The sequence below is a fragment of the Sporomusa sphaeroides DSM 2875 genome, assembly GCF_001941975.2.
Taxonomy (GTDB): domain Bacteria; phylum Bacillota; class Negativicutes; order Sporomusales; family Sporomusaceae; genus Sporomusa; species Sporomusa sphaeroides.
Window position 1 is genome coordinate 2,305,015 of the sequence record NZ_CP146991.1, and the last position, 15,471, is coordinate 2,320,485.

The following is a 15,471-nucleotide window of genomic DNA, read 5'->3' on the forward strand; positions in this document are numbered from 1 at the left end:
TTCTTTTCTTAAGGATAAAGAGAAGGGGACTATGCAGTCCCCTTTGTTAGCTAACATATATATTTATATTCGCTTTTCAGTGTCAAATACCTGCTACCGGTTTTTCGGGATCATGAGCGGCCATTTCCCAATCTAGCCCGGTGTCCATTGGCAAACGTTTAAAAAAACGCTTAATCCGGCGCTTTTTCAGCGGTGAAAAATGGAGCTTCATATGTCAGACTCCTCAACCTTGAATTGAATAACCGAGTGATTGTAAGGTTTCTTCAATATATCCGCTAGAAGTCACCGATGCATCATGGCTGACAGCAATTTGCTTAGAAGCTAAGTCTACTTTTACGGACGAAACACCATGAAGGTGGGACAACGTATGCTCAATACGGTCCCGGCAATGGTCGCCTTTGAGGCCCCCAACACGGTAAACGGATTGTGTGGTATTTTTCTGTGTGGCCAATGGAATACCTCCCCTTTTTACTGAATTGAGTCTCCAGCAATATTAGTATTACCATTGGCCACTAATTAATTAATATTTATCCGCTGACTACCCTGTCTAAGATTCTTACCCTTTTTTACTTGAAACCAAAGAACGGTTAACTCTTATATATTGGCTTCTTTGCGAAGCATATCGGCTTTATCGGTACGCTCCCAGGGCAAATCTATGTCAGTGCGGCCAAAGTGACCGTATGCCGCTGTTTGACGGTAAATGGGGCGTCTCAGATCCAGGGACTTGATAATGCCGGCAGGTCTTAAATCAAAGTGCTTGTTGATCAGTTCGACAATTTTGCTCTCGTCAATTTTCGCGGTACCAAAGGTTTCTACCATGACCGATACCGGCCGGGCAATACCGATGGCATATGCTAATTGTATTTCGCACTTATCGGCCAAGCCTGCTGCGACGACATTTTTGGCTACATAGCGGGCAGCATAGGCAGCAGAACGGTCCACTTTTGTGGGATCTTTACCGGAGAAAGCGCCACCGCCGTGGCGAGCCATGCCACCGTATGTATCGACGATAATTTTGCGTCCTGTCAGTCCGGAGTCACCTTGCGGGCCGCCTACAACAAACCGGCCGGTAGGATTGATATAGTATTTGGTTTGCGCATCTAACAGTTCGCCGGGAACCATCGGAATGATAACTTTGGCGATAAGATCTTTTTCAATGGTTTCTCTGTCGACTTCCGGGCTATGCTGGGTTGAAATTACGATAGTATCAATGCGTAACGGTTTACCATCCTCATATTCAACAGTTACCTGGGTTTTTCCGTCCGGACGGAGATATGGCAGCTCGCCGTTCTTACGAATCTCAGAGAGGCGGCGGGCTGTTTTATGAGCCAGGGCGATGGGCAATGGCATATATTCCGGAGTCTCGTTGGTAGCATAACCGAACATCATACCCTGGTCACCGGCACCAATCGCTTCAATGGCATCCATATTGCCTAACTTGGCTTCGAGCGCTTTATCAACACCTAAAGCAATATCGGCAGACTGTTCGTCAATAGAAATTAACACACCGCAGGTTTCACCGTCAAAACCATATTTAGCACGGGTATAACCAATACTTTTAATGGTCTCACGAACAATTTTGGGAATATCTACATAGCAGTTGGTCGTGATTTCACCTACCACATGCACAATACCGGTGGTAACCAATGTTTCACAAGCTACCCGGGCATTGGGGTCATGAGCCAGAATTGCGTCAAGTACACTGTCGGAAATTTGATCGGCAATCTTATCTGGATGGCCTTCGGTTACAGATTCAGATGTAAAAAGTACACGTTTTACCATAGTGCTGTCCCTCCTAAATTCTATATTGCAAAAAAGAAAAGCCTCCGCAAGCAAGGGAGGCGTGATTGTTCTCACTCCCATCTTGCGGTTTATCCGCCGGAATTGGCACCGTTTTTAGTAAAACTACTAAATGGTTGCCGCGGTTTCATCGGGCCAGTCCCTCCACCAACTCTTGATGAGTATAGCATATGCAATTTAACAACAAAAAGATTTTAATCCAAATACAAAAAAAAATCAAGTATAATTTGTCAACATTACACAAATTTTGTCAATCAGAATTTCAGCCACCTGGCGTTTAGTAAGCTGCGGCAGTTCTTCAATCTGGCCATTTTTATGTATGACTCTGACAATATTTGTGTCTGTATTAAAGCCGGCTCCCGGTAAAGTAACATCATTGGCAACAATCATATCAAGATTCTTCTTAATTAGTTTCTCTTGTGCATGACTTAAAAGCTCTTGCGTTTCGGCTGCAAAACCGATTAAGAGCTGATGCTTTTTACGCTCGCCTAATTCGCGCAAAATATCAGGATTTTTGATCATGGATAAGGTTAGGGTATTGCCGGTTTTTTTTATTTTTTGGTCTGCTGCCGTCTCAGGCCGATAATCAGCCACGGCGGCGGCTTTGATTACAACATCGACAGTATCAAACTCCGCAAGCACAGCTTCACGCATTTGCGCGGCAGTTTCCACTTTTGTGACAGTTATCCCCGCCGGACAGGCAAGACTTGACGGACCGGAAACAAGAATAACTTCTGCGCCGCGTGCTGCGGCGGCTTCGGCAAGAGCATATCCCATTTTGCCACTCGAATGGTTGCCAATATATCTCACCGGATCAATGGGTTCACGCGTACCGGCAGCCGTAACCAGTACCCGCTTTCCGGCTAAATCCCGGTTGCCTTGCAGCAGGGATTTAACTTTTTTTACAATATCTGCCGGTTCAGGCAAGCGGCCGGGGCCATCCACACCACAGGCTAACATGCCGGAGGCCGGTTCTACTATATGATAGCCAAGTCCTGCCAGTTTGTTTAAGTTTTGCTGGGTAATTGGGTTTAGATACATATTGGTATTCATGGCTGGAGCCAAAATTACCGGTGCTTTGGTAGCCATGACGGTGGTTGTAAGCATGTCATCGGCTATGCCGTTTGCTATTTTGCCGATAATATTGGCTGTTGCCGGCGCAATGAGGAATAGGTCAGCGCGGCTGGCCAGTGCAATATGCTGCACATTCCAGGTCTTGGGCTCTTCCCACATGTCGGCAACCACCGGGTTGCCGCTAATTTCGCGAAAGGTGAGCGGTGTGACAAATTCTGTAGCCGCTTTGGTCATGATAACATAGACCGTATACCCGGCTTTCTTTAACCGGCTGACAATTTCAACTGCTTTATAGGCGGCAATGCCGCCGGCAACTCCGATAACGATAGTTTGGCCTGATGACATTGCTGACTCCTATTTAATGCCGGTTTTGGTGCGTTCGTAGGTAATTTTACCTTGAGCCACCTCTTCCAGGGCAATTGTCACCGGCTTATTCGATTTAGACTCCACCAGTGGCTGCTGGGCATCCATAATTTCCCGAGCCCGTTTGGCAGCTAAGACAACCAGTGTATATTTGCTGTCAACCTTTTTCACTAATGTATCTAAAGACGGATTAATCATAGCATATCCCCTTGCCTAATTTATTTACTGTGCCAAGTTTCGTTAGTTACAACGTGCCTGGCAAAGACTATCAATTAAATCGGTATTGCGTTCTGCCCGATGCTTTTCAGCGGCAATGATTGTTTCCACTTTTTGCACAGCTGCCGCCACTTGATCATTTACTACAATATAATGATAGTTATGCGCCTGAGCAAGTTCGGCGCTGGCACAATGCAGGCGTTTTTTGATGACTTCCAGGCTGTCAGTACCGCGTTTATGAATTCTGTCAGCAAGCTCATCCAATGAGGGCGGGATGATATATATATATACACCTTCCGGAAATTTTTCTTTTATTTTCATAGCTCCCTGGGTATCTATTTCCAGTACGACATCATATCCGTTTTTTAACTGTTCAAGCACATAGTGGCGTGGCGTCCCGTAAAAATTGCCGTAGACTTCGGCCCACTCCAGCAGGTCGTCGTTTTCAATCATGGTTTGAAAATGATTTTTGGCAACAAAAAGATAATTTACTCCGTCAGCTTCTCCCGTCCTGGGTTGGCGGGTAGTAGCCGATATAGAGTATTTTAACTGGGGATTGCTACGCAGCAACTCGCGGCAAATGGTGCCTTTGCCGGTACCCGAAGGACCGGATACAACTAGTAGTATTCCTTGCTGCGGCATGGCTTTAACTCCTTTCCCTTATTCGGCAGTGTCATCGCTGGTGTCTTTGCTTGTTAACCGGTGAGCTACTGTTTCCGGCTGTACTGCCGATAAAATAACATGATCACTGTCGGTAATGATTACAGCGCGGGTCCGGCGTCCATATGTAGCGTCGATAAGCATACCCCGGTCGCGCGCTTCCTGAATAATGCGTTTGATGGGAGCTGATTCAGGGCTAACTATGGATATGATCCGGTTAGCCGACACAATATTGCCAAAACCGATATTAATTAATTTTATGTCCATTAAGACTCCTCCTATAAATTTATAGGCCACTTAGACGTAATTCTCCTATATTACTCTATGTTTTGGATTTGCTCTCTGACCTTCTCAATTTCACTTTTAATTTCAACAACAATATTGGCGATGGCAGAGTCATTTGCTTTGGAAGCAATTGTGTTGGTTTCCCGGTTTATTTCCTGAACAATAAAATCCAGCTTGCGCCCCACGGCGTCAGGCGAGTTTACAGTTGCCCGGAACTGGGATAAATGGCTTTTGAGCCTGACAATTTCTTCAGTGAAATTAGTTCTGTCAGCAAATATAGCCGATTCTTGCAGCAGTCTGGTTTCGTCAGGTTCTGCCCCTACTGCGGCCAGCAACTCCCGCATACGGTTTAATAGCTTTTCCCGGTAATCTACAAGAATCTGCGGTGCTCTCTCCTCTACAGCCGCAATATAGCTGCTGAGCTTGTCTACCCGCTCCAGGAGGTCGCGCTCAATATTTGCGCCCTCAGCTTCACGCATTTTCATCAGATTGGCCACTGCCGCCTCAATAGCCGCCGCCAGCTTGGGCCATAGCTGTTCTACATCTTCGGTGATTTCTTCCACTTTGAAAACTTCAGGATATTTGGATAAATGGTAGATGTTATCAGTTGCCGGTATTTCCAACAGGCCGGCTAATTCTCTCATTGCATTATGGTAAGCCATTGCCAATTCTTTGTCAACCCTTACCGTACGTTTCTTTTCGCCATATTCATCAACCGTAATAAAAGCGTCCACCCGGCCGCGCAAAATGGTATTGGCAATGCTGCGGCGGATCTTATCTTCCAGACTGCCCAGGCTTTTCGGCATACGGATAACAATTTCGTTGTAGCGGTGATTTACTGCTTTAATCTCAACTATAATGCGATGGCTTGAATCAATGTATTCCCCCCGGCCAAAACCGGTCATGCTTTTGAGCACGGAAACTGCACCTTCCTTTGCGTATGTTATTATTCACTGTTCATGCGATTTTAACCGTAGATTTTTACAGTTCCTCCTGCTTTGTTGGTTGTCCATCGCAATGAGTTATTTGAAATTAGACAAATCAAAATAAAAGCGGCGTTCCTTTTTGTCTTTAGTGGTTAACACCACTGTCACAGGCTTGTTTAACTGTACTTCTCTGTTATTGAAGTAAAAATATGTATGGGTTGTGAACTTTGGTTCGTCTGGGAACCAAGGGGTTTTTACCGGAGAATTAATAACAGCATGATATGGCTTGAGCGTCTTCTTGTCTTGTTTAATCGTGGCTTGAATACCGTTACTGAAATTCTCGGTGCTGCCATTAATTGTTATACTGAAGACAAGACATCCGGCATAATCGGCCAGAATCTTTTCACTGTCGGCAAGCTGAACCGTTTTTTTGCTTCTTGCTTTGTCACGGGCATCATTTGCCAACAACAAAAATGGGGTATACAAATAAGCCCGTTCGGTTGTTTCATTAAGGATAGCTGCTTGTTCCTCGTAGACAATCCAGGGATGAAGAAACTCAGTAAGCGGCAGCTGTTTGCGTTTTATACCATACTCTTGCGCTTCCAGGATGACATCCCGATTGACCAAAGCTATGGCACTGGCAGCAAGCGGCATAGATAGCAAAAAGAACAAGCTGAAAATAGCGGCAACAAGCTTCACCTTAACACCTCCGATGGCAAATTGTCCTGCTATACATATTATACTTACGACCAAAAAAAACCTTTTTTTCAGAATTTAAAAAATAATTAAAGTAGCCGGCTCAGCCAGAGCCGACTACTTTATCCTAACAGAAAGTATAACTTTCTGTTAGGATAAGGGCAACATCGGCTTCCGCCGTCGTCACAGGCTCGACCCAAGCCGTGTTTTCTTTACAGCAGATATTCTCCACGAAATACTTCCACGGCCGGTCCTGATTTATAAATGTGGTTATTGTTGGCCCATTCAAGCCAGAGGTTACCGCCATCCAGTCGGACGGTAGCCTGGCGATCTGTATAGCCGTTTAACACCGCAGCAACCAACGCAGCGCTGGCACCTGTGCCACAGGCTTGCGTTATCCCGGCACCACGCTCCCAGACACGCATTCTTACGGTTTGCCTGTCAATTATCTGGATAAATTCAACATTAGTCTTTTTGGGAAATTGAGGGTGGTTTTCAATTTTGGGGCCAATAGCTGATAAATTGACTTTAGCCACATCATCGACAAAGATGACACAATGAGGGTTTCCCATGGAAACACAGGTAATGTGATACAGTTCGCCGTCTACTTCCAGCGGTGCATGGATTACCTGTTCTTGTGCATCGCCGACAAGTGGGATTTCACTGCGCTTGAGCCTGGGTTCACCCATATCGACTTTGACAGTTGCCAGTACCCCGTCTTGAAAAATGAGTTCCGGTGTAATAATCCCGGCTAATGTGTCAAGGGTGATGACTGTTTTACTTGTTATTTTATTTTCATAAAGATAGCGGGCTACACAGCGGGTGGCGTTGCCGCACATATCGGCCTCACTGCCATCTGAATTAAATATCCGCATCCTAAAGTCGGCAATATCTGACTGAAGCAGCACAACAAGGCCATCGGCACCAATACCAAAATTACGGTCACAAACAGCAACCGCCTGCTTGTGGTAATCAGCGATGTGCTCTTTCATGCCATTGACAATTACAAAATCATTGCCCAATCCATGCCATTTAGTAAATTGCATACTATTCCTCCTAAATTATTATGAATAAAAAATAAAGATTTCTTTTTTTGATTTGTGCAGGTTTAGCGGTTGTGTGGTACCGCCGCGCGGCGTGCCGGCCGCCGTCCGAATAATACATGCTTGAAAGCGTTAAGTATCAGTGTCCAGCCGGAAACTGTCAGGACAAGCGCCCATTCACTTAAAGACAGTGGTACTGTGGAAAAGATGGAACTTAACAAAGGTATGTACATAACCGCCAACTGCATGCTGGTCGAGAAGGCAACGGCTGCCAGCAAGTACTTGTTGCTGGTAAACCCGAGTTCGAAAATAGTATAGGTTTCAGACCGGCAATCAAACACATGAAACATCTGGCAGTATACCAGTGTGGCAAAGGCTGCTGTCCGGGCCAGCGCTAAATCATTCTGGGAATAGTATACCACACTAAAGACGAAAAGTGTGCTTAAACCAATCTGAATGCCGCGGCCAACAATTTTTTTAATTAAACCGCGGGAAAATACGCTTTCTTTCGGATGCCGGGGCGGACGGCGCATACTGTTAGGATCATTAGGATCAATGCCCAGCGCCATAGCCGGCAGACCATCGGTAACAAGGTTTACCCACAATATCTGTACCGGTAAGAGGGGAATGGGTAATCCCAGCAATGCGGCCAGAAACATGGTAAGAACTTCGCCAATATTGCAGGACAACAGGTACCGGATGAACTTTCTGATATTATCATAAATCCCCCGCCCTTCTTCGACGGCTGCGACAATAGTAGCAAAGTTATCATCAGCTAAAACCATGGCAGAAGCCTCTTTGGTGACGTCAGTGCCGGTAAGCCCCATAGCCACGCCAATATCGGCTTCCTTTATTGCTGGTGCATCATTAACACCATCCCCTGTCATGGCTACAATATGTCCTTTACGTTTGAGCGACTGGACGATTCTCAGCTTATGGGCAGGTGAAACCCGGGCATAGACCGAGACAGTATTTACGATAGAATCAAGTTCAGCTTCCCCCATGGCGTCAAGCTCTTTACCTGTGAGCGCCTTATGCTGGCTTTCTTTATAAATATTTAATTCCTGAGCAATGGCTACCGCCGTACTTTTATGGTCACCGGTAATCATGACTGTTTTAATTCCGGCTTCCCGGCATAAAGCAATAGATGCTTTGACTTCTTCCCGCGGCGGGTCAATCATACCCACCAGCCCGGCGAATACTAAATTTGTTTCCAGGGATTCGTCCGGATTTTGCGCCTGAGCCGGTGTCAGACGGCGATAGGCGACAGCCAGCACTCTGAGAGCCCGGGAGGACATTTGTTCATTTATGCTGTTAATTTTATCAATATGTTCCTGGGTAAGCGAGGTCGGCCCTGCCGCGGTGTGGTAATACCGGCACAATTCTAAAATCGTGTCAGGCGCGCCTTTGCTATATAAGCTGCTATTGCCGTCGGTCTCCCGGTATACCACTGACATGCGGCGGCGTTCTGATTCAAAGGGAATCTCAGCGATTCTCTTTTTGGTTTTTTCCAGCTTAGCCTGCCAAATGTCGGCTTTGGCGGCCGCGACGACGATAGCGCCTTCTGTAGGATCGCCTTCAATGGACCAGCCCGTTTCGTTCTTGTTGCGCCAGATGCCGGTAATGGTAACATTGTTTTGTTTCAGCGAACTATTGTTACAAAGTGCTCCGATGACAAGGCATTGCTCAAGCGCTTTATCTTTGGCATAGTCAAACTCTTGGTGGTTAAGTAAAATACTGCCTTTAATATCATACCCTGAGCCGGTAATTTCATAAATTTGACTGCCGGCAAATATCTGCCGTACGGTCATGGCATTTTGCGTCAGGGTACCGGTTTTGTCCGAGCAAATGACGGTTGTGCAGCCAAGCGTTTCCACCGCCGGCAGTTTCCTGATAATTGCCCGTTGTTTAATCATGCGCTGCACACCAAGGGCCAGGGCTACGGTCACAATAGCCGGCAATCCTTCGGGAATGGCAGCTACTGCCAGGCTGATGCCAGCCATACACATAAGAAACAGTGACTCCCCTTTGATTATACCGGTAACTACAACAATGCAGCAAATAACCAGGCAACCCCAGACAAGCCACTTCCCGAGAGTTTCAAGCCGTCTTTCCAGCGGAGTGGCTTCTTCCGCTGATGCTTGAATCATGCCGGCGATATGTCCGACTTCTGTGGCCATGCCTGAAGCACAAACTACGGCCCGGCCACGCCCGCGGACAATGCTGGTGCCGGCATATACCATATTTTTTCTATCACCTAAGGGTGCATCCTCACTGTACTGGCGGTCAGCTACTTTCCGTACAGGCAAAGATTCACCGGTTAATGCAGCTTCTTCCACTTCCATATTATAAACTTCGATAAGTCGGCCGTCGGCAGCCAGCTTGTCACCGGCTTCCAGTGCCAGGATATCGCCTGGTACAAGTTCTTTGGCCGGAACTTGCTGTACCATACTGTTTCTTACGACCCTGGCGGTTGGTGACGCCAGTTGTTTTAAGGCCGCCAGCGATCGTTCGGCCCGGTATTCCTGAATAAAACCTAATATCGCATTCATCAGGACAATGAGTAAAATTGTTATGGCATCGGTATATTCACCTAAAAAGGCCGATATGAGCGTAGCTCCCAGTAATACTAATACCATAAAATCTTGAAACTGGACTAAAAACCGTTTCCACCAAGCCGTTTTTTCTTTTTCGGTCAGTTGGTTAAATCCGAATTTATCCAGCCTGGCCTTCGCTTCAGCAGAAGTTAAGCCGTCCGTAAAATTTGTTTGCCAGAACTTAACTACTTCATCTGGCGTACGTGCATACCATTTTTCTCTGTCCATGCAGCCACCTCGCTAACATGTGTTTTACTAACCATGTTATTCTGGCAGCCGCTTAATTAGACCGGGTTTGACCGTTAATTGCCAAGGGTGTTATACTATTGGCAAATTGTCTCAAGCTTTGTAACTGACGGAGGGTATGCCATGAATGTCGACGGACTGTCTCTTGCGCCGCTGGTAAATGAACTAAATGCCGCATTAGCCGGCGGACGTGTTGATAAAGTATTTCAGCCAGACCCCTATTCGCTGCTGCTGTGGGTACGCCAGCCGGGGGAAAATCTTCGGCTTCATATTTCAGCCAATCCTCAGCGGCCTAAAATCTTGCTTGCCGCTTCTGCTCCGGAAAATCCGGCAGCAGCTCCTAATTTTTGCATGCTGCTGCGCAAGCATCTGGAAGACGGACGAATTGGCAGCATCGAACAACACAGCCTTGACCGTATCATAAATATCAATATAGATGTACGTGGTGACCGGGGGATAATTATCACCAAACGGCTGATTATCGAGATTATGGGTAAAAACAGCAATATTATTCTAAGTCAGGATAATATTATTATTGATGCTATTAGAAGGGTGGGCTATCAGCTAAGCCGCCACCGCCAGGTGCTGCCAGGTAAAGAATATGTCTACCCTCCCGGTCAGGATAAGATCAATATTCTGGCTGTCGCACCAGATCTCTTTGCCAAACAGGTACTGGCAGCAGCCGATTTACCGTTAAGTAAAGCCATTATTGCCGCCGGTATCGGTCTGGGGCCGCTCACCGCCAATGAGATTGTCTGGCGTGCCGGTTTTTCTCCTGAAATCAGGTCAGGCGCTCTTGATGTCTCGGATATAGATGCATTAGCAGAAGCTGTTGCCAGTATTGCGGCGCCGCTTAACAACAGTCAGATTGTTCCCAGTGTTGTCGAGGGTCAAGGCCGGCCGCTGGCAATTGCCGCTTTTGTTCCTGAACATCTGGGGCAGCATAGTTTTCATAGTTTCTCCACCATGAGTGAGGCTGTTGCGTTTTTTGACAGTTTTAACGGGCGTCCGTCACTGCCTGAAAAAGAAGTACTTGTTAAATTGGTGGCAGCAGAGTTAGCTAAATTAACCCGTAAGCAAGGTGTATTGACTGAGGAGCTTAAACAGGCTGAGAATGCAGACACCTTGCGGATATACGGCGATATTTTAATGGTTAATCTATACCATATCCCGGCAGGCAGCCATGAGCAGGTATTGCCGGATATCTACAGCGAGCAGCAAGACAGCCAGGTAATAATCAGTCTCGATCCGGCACTGACGCCGCTGGAGAATGCACAGCAATATTACGCCAAATATAACAAAGCTAAGCGCTCGGCAGAGCATTTGGCCAATCAGCTTGTCGAGTGCGGGCAGGAGATTACCTACCTGGAAAGCGTTGCAGTGGCCTTAGAGCATGCCGACCTGAATGCCGAAGTAACCGAGATAAAGCAAGAGTTGATAACCGCCGGTTATATGAAAGCAGCAGACAAACGCCGTTTGCCTGCTGCCCAGTCCTCACCGCTGTCAGTCAAGACGACAGACGGCTTTGCTATTATTATTGGTAAAAATAACCGGCAAAATGATATAGTGACATTTAAACAGGCGCAGTCTGAGGATCTTTGGCTGCATGCTAAGGATATACCCGGTTCACATGTTATTATTCGCCGGGATAATAAAGAGATAACAGAACAGGCCATTGTCGAGGCCGCTCTGTTGGCTGCCCATTTTAGCAAAGGCCGTCAATCGGCCAATGTGCCGGTAGACTATACCAGACGCCGTTATGTGCGCAAACCATCAGGGGCAAAACCCGGCTTTGTCATTTATGACCACCAAAGTACAATCTATGTAACACCTGACAAAGCCACTGTTGCTGCAATACTTACTCCTGAGTAAATTCCTTAATGACAACCTGTTCGGCTTCATCGGTCGCAGCCAGTTGAACACTGACTATTTCCTTGCCGGAAGTCGGCACATTTTTACCGACATAGTCGGCTCTGATCGGCAGTTCCCGGTGCCCGCGGTCAATAAGTACCGCCAACTGGATAGACGACGGACGGCCGATATCGATAATGGCATCCAGCGCCGCCCGCACGGTGCGTCCGGTAAATAATACGTCATCAATAAGTACGACCTTTTTACCATTGATGGAAAACGGAATAAGTGTTTCATGAACAATGGGCTGATACGCCAAAGTCGACAAGTCATCGCGATACAGGGTAATGTCCAGAATGCCGACAGGCACTTCAACACCCTCAATGCGCTTGATTTCCTCGGCTACGCGCTGGGCTAAAGGAACACCACGGGTCCTAATACCGACAAGCGCTATATCGCTTACGCCTTTATTGTGTTCAACAATTTCATGAGCTATCCGGGTGAGTGCGCGTTTAATGGCCTGAGAATCCATAATAATTGCTTTGTCAACCATATTAACATGCTTAGTCATAACTTTACTGCTCCTTGTATTATAGAGTAGTAGTTATTAGAGCCCCTCTCCAAGGGCTATATGCTACACTGTAAAGGATGCTGTGGATTGGTTTTATCTCCTACCACCAGATGGTTCAAGAGAGGCTCCAACCGCAGCCCTTTGCAGGTTTGTTAATCAGTTAGATACCGCCAGACGGTTGATGTAGAACAAGGTTACAAGAGCAAAGTGTTCTGTGGGTACAGCATCAAATAATACCGTTGGAGGTCTTGCTATGATTTGTGTCGGGATTGATGTCGCTAAGGATAAACACGACTGCTTCATCATCAGTTCGGAGGGTAAAGTCCTTGCAAATGTGTTCACCATCCAAAACAGCATGGAAGGATTTGGCTACCTGTTGGAAAAAATCCGTGCCTGTTCTTTGCCCCTGGACAAAATAAAGGTAGGGCTTGAGGCTACCGGACACTACAGCTACAACATTCTCGGGTTTCTCCTTGACAATGGTCTGGACACCTATGTCATTAACCCCTTGCACACCAATCTTTACCGGAAAAGCCTCACCCTGCGAAAGACGAAGACTGACCGTGTCGATGCGCGAACAATTGCGGCTATGCTCATGTCTGATGTGGGCCTCAAGCCCTACACAGACACAGCTTACCACAATGAGGAGCTAAAGTCACTCACCAGATACCGGTTCGACAAGGTGAAGGTACGCGCTAAGCTGAAGTCCTCAATTGCCAGGCTGGTATGCATCCTGTTCCCGGAGCTGGAAAAGCTGGTATCGTCACTCCATATGGCCTCTGTTTACGCCTTGCTCGATGAGTTCCCGGGGGCTAAGCAGATTGCAGCGGCACATCTGACGCGGCTCACCCATTTGCTTGCCGAATCCTCCAAAGGCCGTTACGGACGGGACAAAGCCATAGAGATACGTGAAGCCGCCAGGCAATCGATTGGCTCTGTGACGACCGCGAAATCACTGGAACTGCGGCATACCATCCGGCTCATCCGTGAACTCGATGCCGAGATTGCGGAAATTGAACAGGTCATCCAACGCATCATGGACAAGATGCTTTCGCCTATTACCACGATTCCCGGCATTGGCTACAGGATGGGGGCTATGATTCTGTCTGAGGTGGGTGACTTTTCACGCTTTGATTCCCCTGACAAGATTTTGGCCTATGCCGGCCTGTCGCCCTCTACCTACCAATCCGGGCAGCTTAAAAATTGCTATGCCCATATGGAGAAGCGCGGCTCCAGATACCTACGCTATGCCATCTTCAATGCCACAAAATTTGTTTGCCTTTGGGACCCTGTCTTTGCCGCTTACCTCGCCAGGAAACGCGCCGAGGGAAAGCATTACAATGTGGCCATCTCTCATGCTGCCAAGAAGCTGGTCCGGCTCATTTATGCTCTGGAGAAATCCGGCGAGCCTTATCGTCTGGCAGCCTGATTCTCTCTCGATAGCCCGCATGGCGTCCTGTGGACGTCTGTTTTGCTATACCCTTTTTTGAACCATCTGTTTTTTGTCCTCCATCCTCAAATTCGGGCTTGACTTTTAATAGTTAGTCTCTCTTTTTAACGCCTTCAGTTTGGTTAATATATCAGCCATGTCTGGCGGTACCGGTGCGGTAAACAGCAATTCTTCGCCAGAAATAGGATGTTTGAGGGAAAGTTCGGCCGAATGCAGTGCCTGACCGGAAATGGCAAACCTTTTTTTCTCAGGCCCGTATTTCGGGTCCCCTACTACCGGGTGGCCAATATACTGCATGTGTACTCTGATTTGGTGAGTTCTGCCTGTTTGCAATTTACATTCGACCAGAGTGTAATTAATAAACCGCTCAATGACGCGAAACCGGGTTATAGCTTCCTTGCTGTTACTAAACGTAACAGCCATTTTTTTGCGGTCAGACGGATGTCTGCCAATCGGAGCATTGATTATCCCCTGCTCTTCAGCAATGGTGCCATGCACAATAGCTACATATTTGCGGCTGGCGGTACGGTTTTTGATTTGTTCGGCAAGAGCTATGTGCGCACGGTCATTTTTTGCGGCTACCATAACACCGGAGGTATCTTTGTCCAAACGATGGACAATACCGGGGCGGATTTCGCCGTTAATGCCTGATAGGTCCTGACAGTGTTCTAACAGGGCGTTTACCAGCGTACCGGCATAATTGCCGGCAGCCGGATGGACCACCATCCCCCGTGATTTATTGATAACAATAATATCGGCATCTTCGTAAAGTATATCAAGGGGAATGGCTTCAGCGGCAATTTCAACAGGTTTGGCTTCAGGAAAGATGATCCTGATACTATCTTCAGCCTGGACTTTGTAGTTTGCTTTAATTAGCTTTCCGTTTACTGTCACCAAATCATCGGCAATAAGCTTTTGTAAATGGGAACGGGATAGTTCCGGAAACCGTTTAGCTAAGAGTACATCTATTCTGAGCCCCTGCTCATCGGATATTGTTTCAATTCGTGTTTCAGCTCCGCCTGTTGTGGGAATCTGTTCCATACTATACTATCATCCTATCTTAGTAGTCTACCAAGCCTAAATCCATAGTTGTTCTTGTAGCGATATTTTCCGCCCAACTTCGTTGTCGTCACCTTACATATGTCCGATATGTGCGGCTCCTCCGCCTTGCTGGACGAAAAATCTCGCGCAATTCATCCTATAGCTTTAAACTTGGCAGACTACTAGTTTTCTTGGTATTCTGCCGGAAAGGGTATAAATACAAGGGTATATATAACACAGCCAACCCCTGTGACAATGGCAATATCGGCCACATTAAACACCGGCCATATGCGAAAATCAAAAAAATCCACCACATACCCGGTCTGTACCCGATCAATTACATTGCCGAGAGCGCCACTTGCCAAGAGACTGACTCCCAGCCGCATAAGACGGAAGTTATCCGGGATATGGGAAAAAAAGTAGGTAATCAGTCCTAACATAACCAGCGCAATTACAATAAAAAACAACCGCTGGTTTTCCAAAATCCCAAATGCGGCACCTGGATTCAGGACATAGGTAATGTGAAACATATTTTCAATTACCGGTATGGACATTCCCGGCAACATCTGGGACTGAATATAATGCTTTGACCACTGGTCAATTATGACTACTGCCACAGCAATGGCTGCAAGTAATACTCTAGGCACCAATT

Annotated in this window: 16 protein-coding genes and 1 riboswitch; of the genes, 2 read left to right on the forward strand and 14 right to left on the reverse strand. The window is 46.9% G+C overall.

Annotated features, from left to right (window positions below; all coding sequences use genetic code 11):
* Window positions 1–82: 82 nt before the first annotated feature.
* The 11 genes from SPSPH_RS10775 to SPSPH_RS10825 form a co-directional block, all read right to left on the reverse strand.
* Window positions 83–211, reverse strand: coding sequence for a hypothetical protein (locus SPSPH_RS10775; protein ID WP_255430413.1), 129 nt, complete (start codon window positions 209–211; stop codon window positions 83–85).
* Between the two features lie 12 nt (window positions 212–223).
* The gene (locus tag SPSPH_RS10780; protein WP_075755675.1) at window positions 224–451 is read right to left on the reverse strand and encodes a heavy-metal-associated domain-containing protein; all 228 of its coding nucleotides are present in this window, start codon (window positions 449–451) and stop codon (window positions 224–226) included.
* A 143-nt stretch (window positions 452–594) separates the two neighbouring features.
* Window positions 595–1,782 carry a methionine adenosyltransferase gene (metK, locus tag SPSPH_RS10785; protein ID WP_075755676.1) on the reverse strand — a complete coding sequence of 396 codons (1,188 nt, stop codon included), beginning with the start codon at window positions 1,780–1,782 and terminating at the stop codon, window positions 595–597.
* Window positions 1,783–1,856: 74 nt separating this feature from the next.
* Window positions 1,857–1,964, reverse strand: a riboswitch (SAM riboswitch).
* 52 nt (window positions 1,965–2,016) lie between these two features.
* Window positions 2,017–3,219: a bifunctional phosphopantothenoylcysteine decarboxylase/phosphopantothenate--cysteine ligase CoaBC gene (gene coaBC, locus SPSPH_RS10790; protein ID WP_075755677.1), complete on the reverse strand. Its 1,203-nt coding sequence runs from the start codon at window positions 3,217–3,219 to the stop codon at window positions 2,017–2,019.
* 9 nt (window positions 3,220–3,228) lie between these two features.
* Entirely contained in the window at window positions 3,229–3,435 is a 207-nt protein-coding gene (gene rpoZ / locus SPSPH_RS10795; protein WP_075755678.1) for a DNA-directed RNA polymerase subunit omega, read from the reverse strand.
* Between the two features lie 42 nt (window positions 3,436–3,477).
* Window positions 3,478–4,095, reverse strand: coding sequence for a guanylate kinase (gene gmk, locus SPSPH_RS10800; RefSeq protein ID WP_075755679.1), 618 nt, complete (start codon window positions 4,093–4,095; stop codon window positions 3,478–3,480).
* Window positions 4,096–4,113: 18 nt separating this feature from the next.
* Window positions 4,114–4,380 carry an extracellular matrix/biofilm regulator RemA gene (remA, locus tag SPSPH_RS10805; RefSeq protein WP_075755680.1) on the reverse strand — a complete coding sequence of 89 codons (267 nt, stop codon included), beginning with the start codon at window positions 4,378–4,380 and terminating at the stop codon, window positions 4,114–4,116.
* Window positions 4,381–4,430: 50 nt separating this feature from the next.
* Window positions 4,431–5,315 (reverse strand): YicC/YloC family endoribonuclease, encoded by an 885-nt coding sequence (locus SPSPH_RS10810; RefSeq protein ID WP_075755681.1) that lies wholly within the window; start codon window positions 5,313–5,315, stop codon window positions 4,431–4,433.
* Window positions 5,316–5,420: 105 nt separating this feature from the next.
* Window positions 5,421–6,023 (reverse strand): hypothetical protein, encoded by a 603-nt coding sequence (locus SPSPH_RS10815; protein ID WP_075755682.1) that lies wholly within the window; start codon window positions 6,021–6,023, stop codon window positions 5,421–5,423.
* 209 nt (window positions 6,024–6,232) lie between these two features.
* Window positions 6,233–7,066: a diaminopimelate epimerase gene (gene dapF / locus SPSPH_RS10820; RefSeq protein WP_075755683.1), complete on the reverse strand. Its 834-nt coding sequence runs from the start codon at window positions 7,064–7,066 to the stop codon at window positions 6,233–6,235.
* A gap of 62 nt (window positions 7,067–7,128) precedes the next feature.
* Window positions 7,129–9,888: a calcium-transporting P-type ATPase, PMR1-type gene (locus tag SPSPH_RS10825; RefSeq protein ID WP_075755684.1), complete on the reverse strand. Its 2,760-nt coding sequence runs from the start codon at window positions 9,886–9,888 to the stop codon at window positions 7,129–7,131.
* Between the two features lie 141 nt (window positions 9,889–10,029).
* Here SPSPH_RS10825 and SPSPH_RS10830 point away from each other — a divergent pair, with 141 nt between their 5' ends.
* Window positions 10,030–11,778, forward strand: coding sequence for an Rqc2 family fibronectin-binding protein (locus tag SPSPH_RS10830; protein WP_075755685.1), 1,749 nt, complete (start codon window positions 10,030–10,032; stop codon window positions 11,776–11,778).
* On the opposite strand, the gene pyrR is transcribed toward SPSPH_RS10830, so the two are convergent.
* Window positions 11,765–12,328, reverse strand: a complete 564-nt coding sequence (pyrR, locus tag SPSPH_RS10835) for a bifunctional pyr operon transcriptional regulator/uracil phosphoribosyltransferase PyrR (RefSeq protein ID WP_083945476.1) — start codon at window positions 12,326–12,328, stop codon at window positions 11,765–11,767. The two genes, SPSPH_RS10830 and pyrR, sit on opposite strands and share 14 nt — an antisense overlap.
* Window positions 12,329–12,581: 253 nt before the next feature.
* On the opposite strand from pyrR, the gene SPSPH_RS10840 reads away from it, so the two are divergent.
* Window positions 12,582–13,757, forward strand: coding sequence for an IS110 family transposase (locus SPSPH_RS10840; protein WP_075754228.1), 1,176 nt, complete (start codon window positions 12,582–12,584; stop codon window positions 13,755–13,757).
* Window positions 13,758–13,862: 105 nt separating this feature from the next.
* Here SPSPH_RS10840 and SPSPH_RS10845 read toward each other — a convergent pair whose 3' ends face one another.
* Both SPSPH_RS10845 and lspA read right to left on the reverse strand, forming a co-directional pair.
* On the reverse strand, window positions 13,863–14,819 hold the full coding sequence (locus tag SPSPH_RS10845; RefSeq protein WP_075755686.1) for an RluA family pseudouridine synthase: 957 nt from the start codon (window positions 14,817–14,819) through the stop codon (window positions 13,863–13,865).
* A 182-nt stretch (window positions 14,820–15,001) separates the two neighbouring features.
* The gene (gene lspA / locus SPSPH_RS10850) at window positions 15,002–15,466 is read right to left on the reverse strand and encodes a signal peptidase II (protein ID WP_075755687.1); all 465 of its coding nucleotides are present in this window, start codon (window positions 15,464–15,466) and stop codon (window positions 15,002–15,004) included.
* Window positions 15,467–15,471 lie beyond the last annotated feature (5 nt).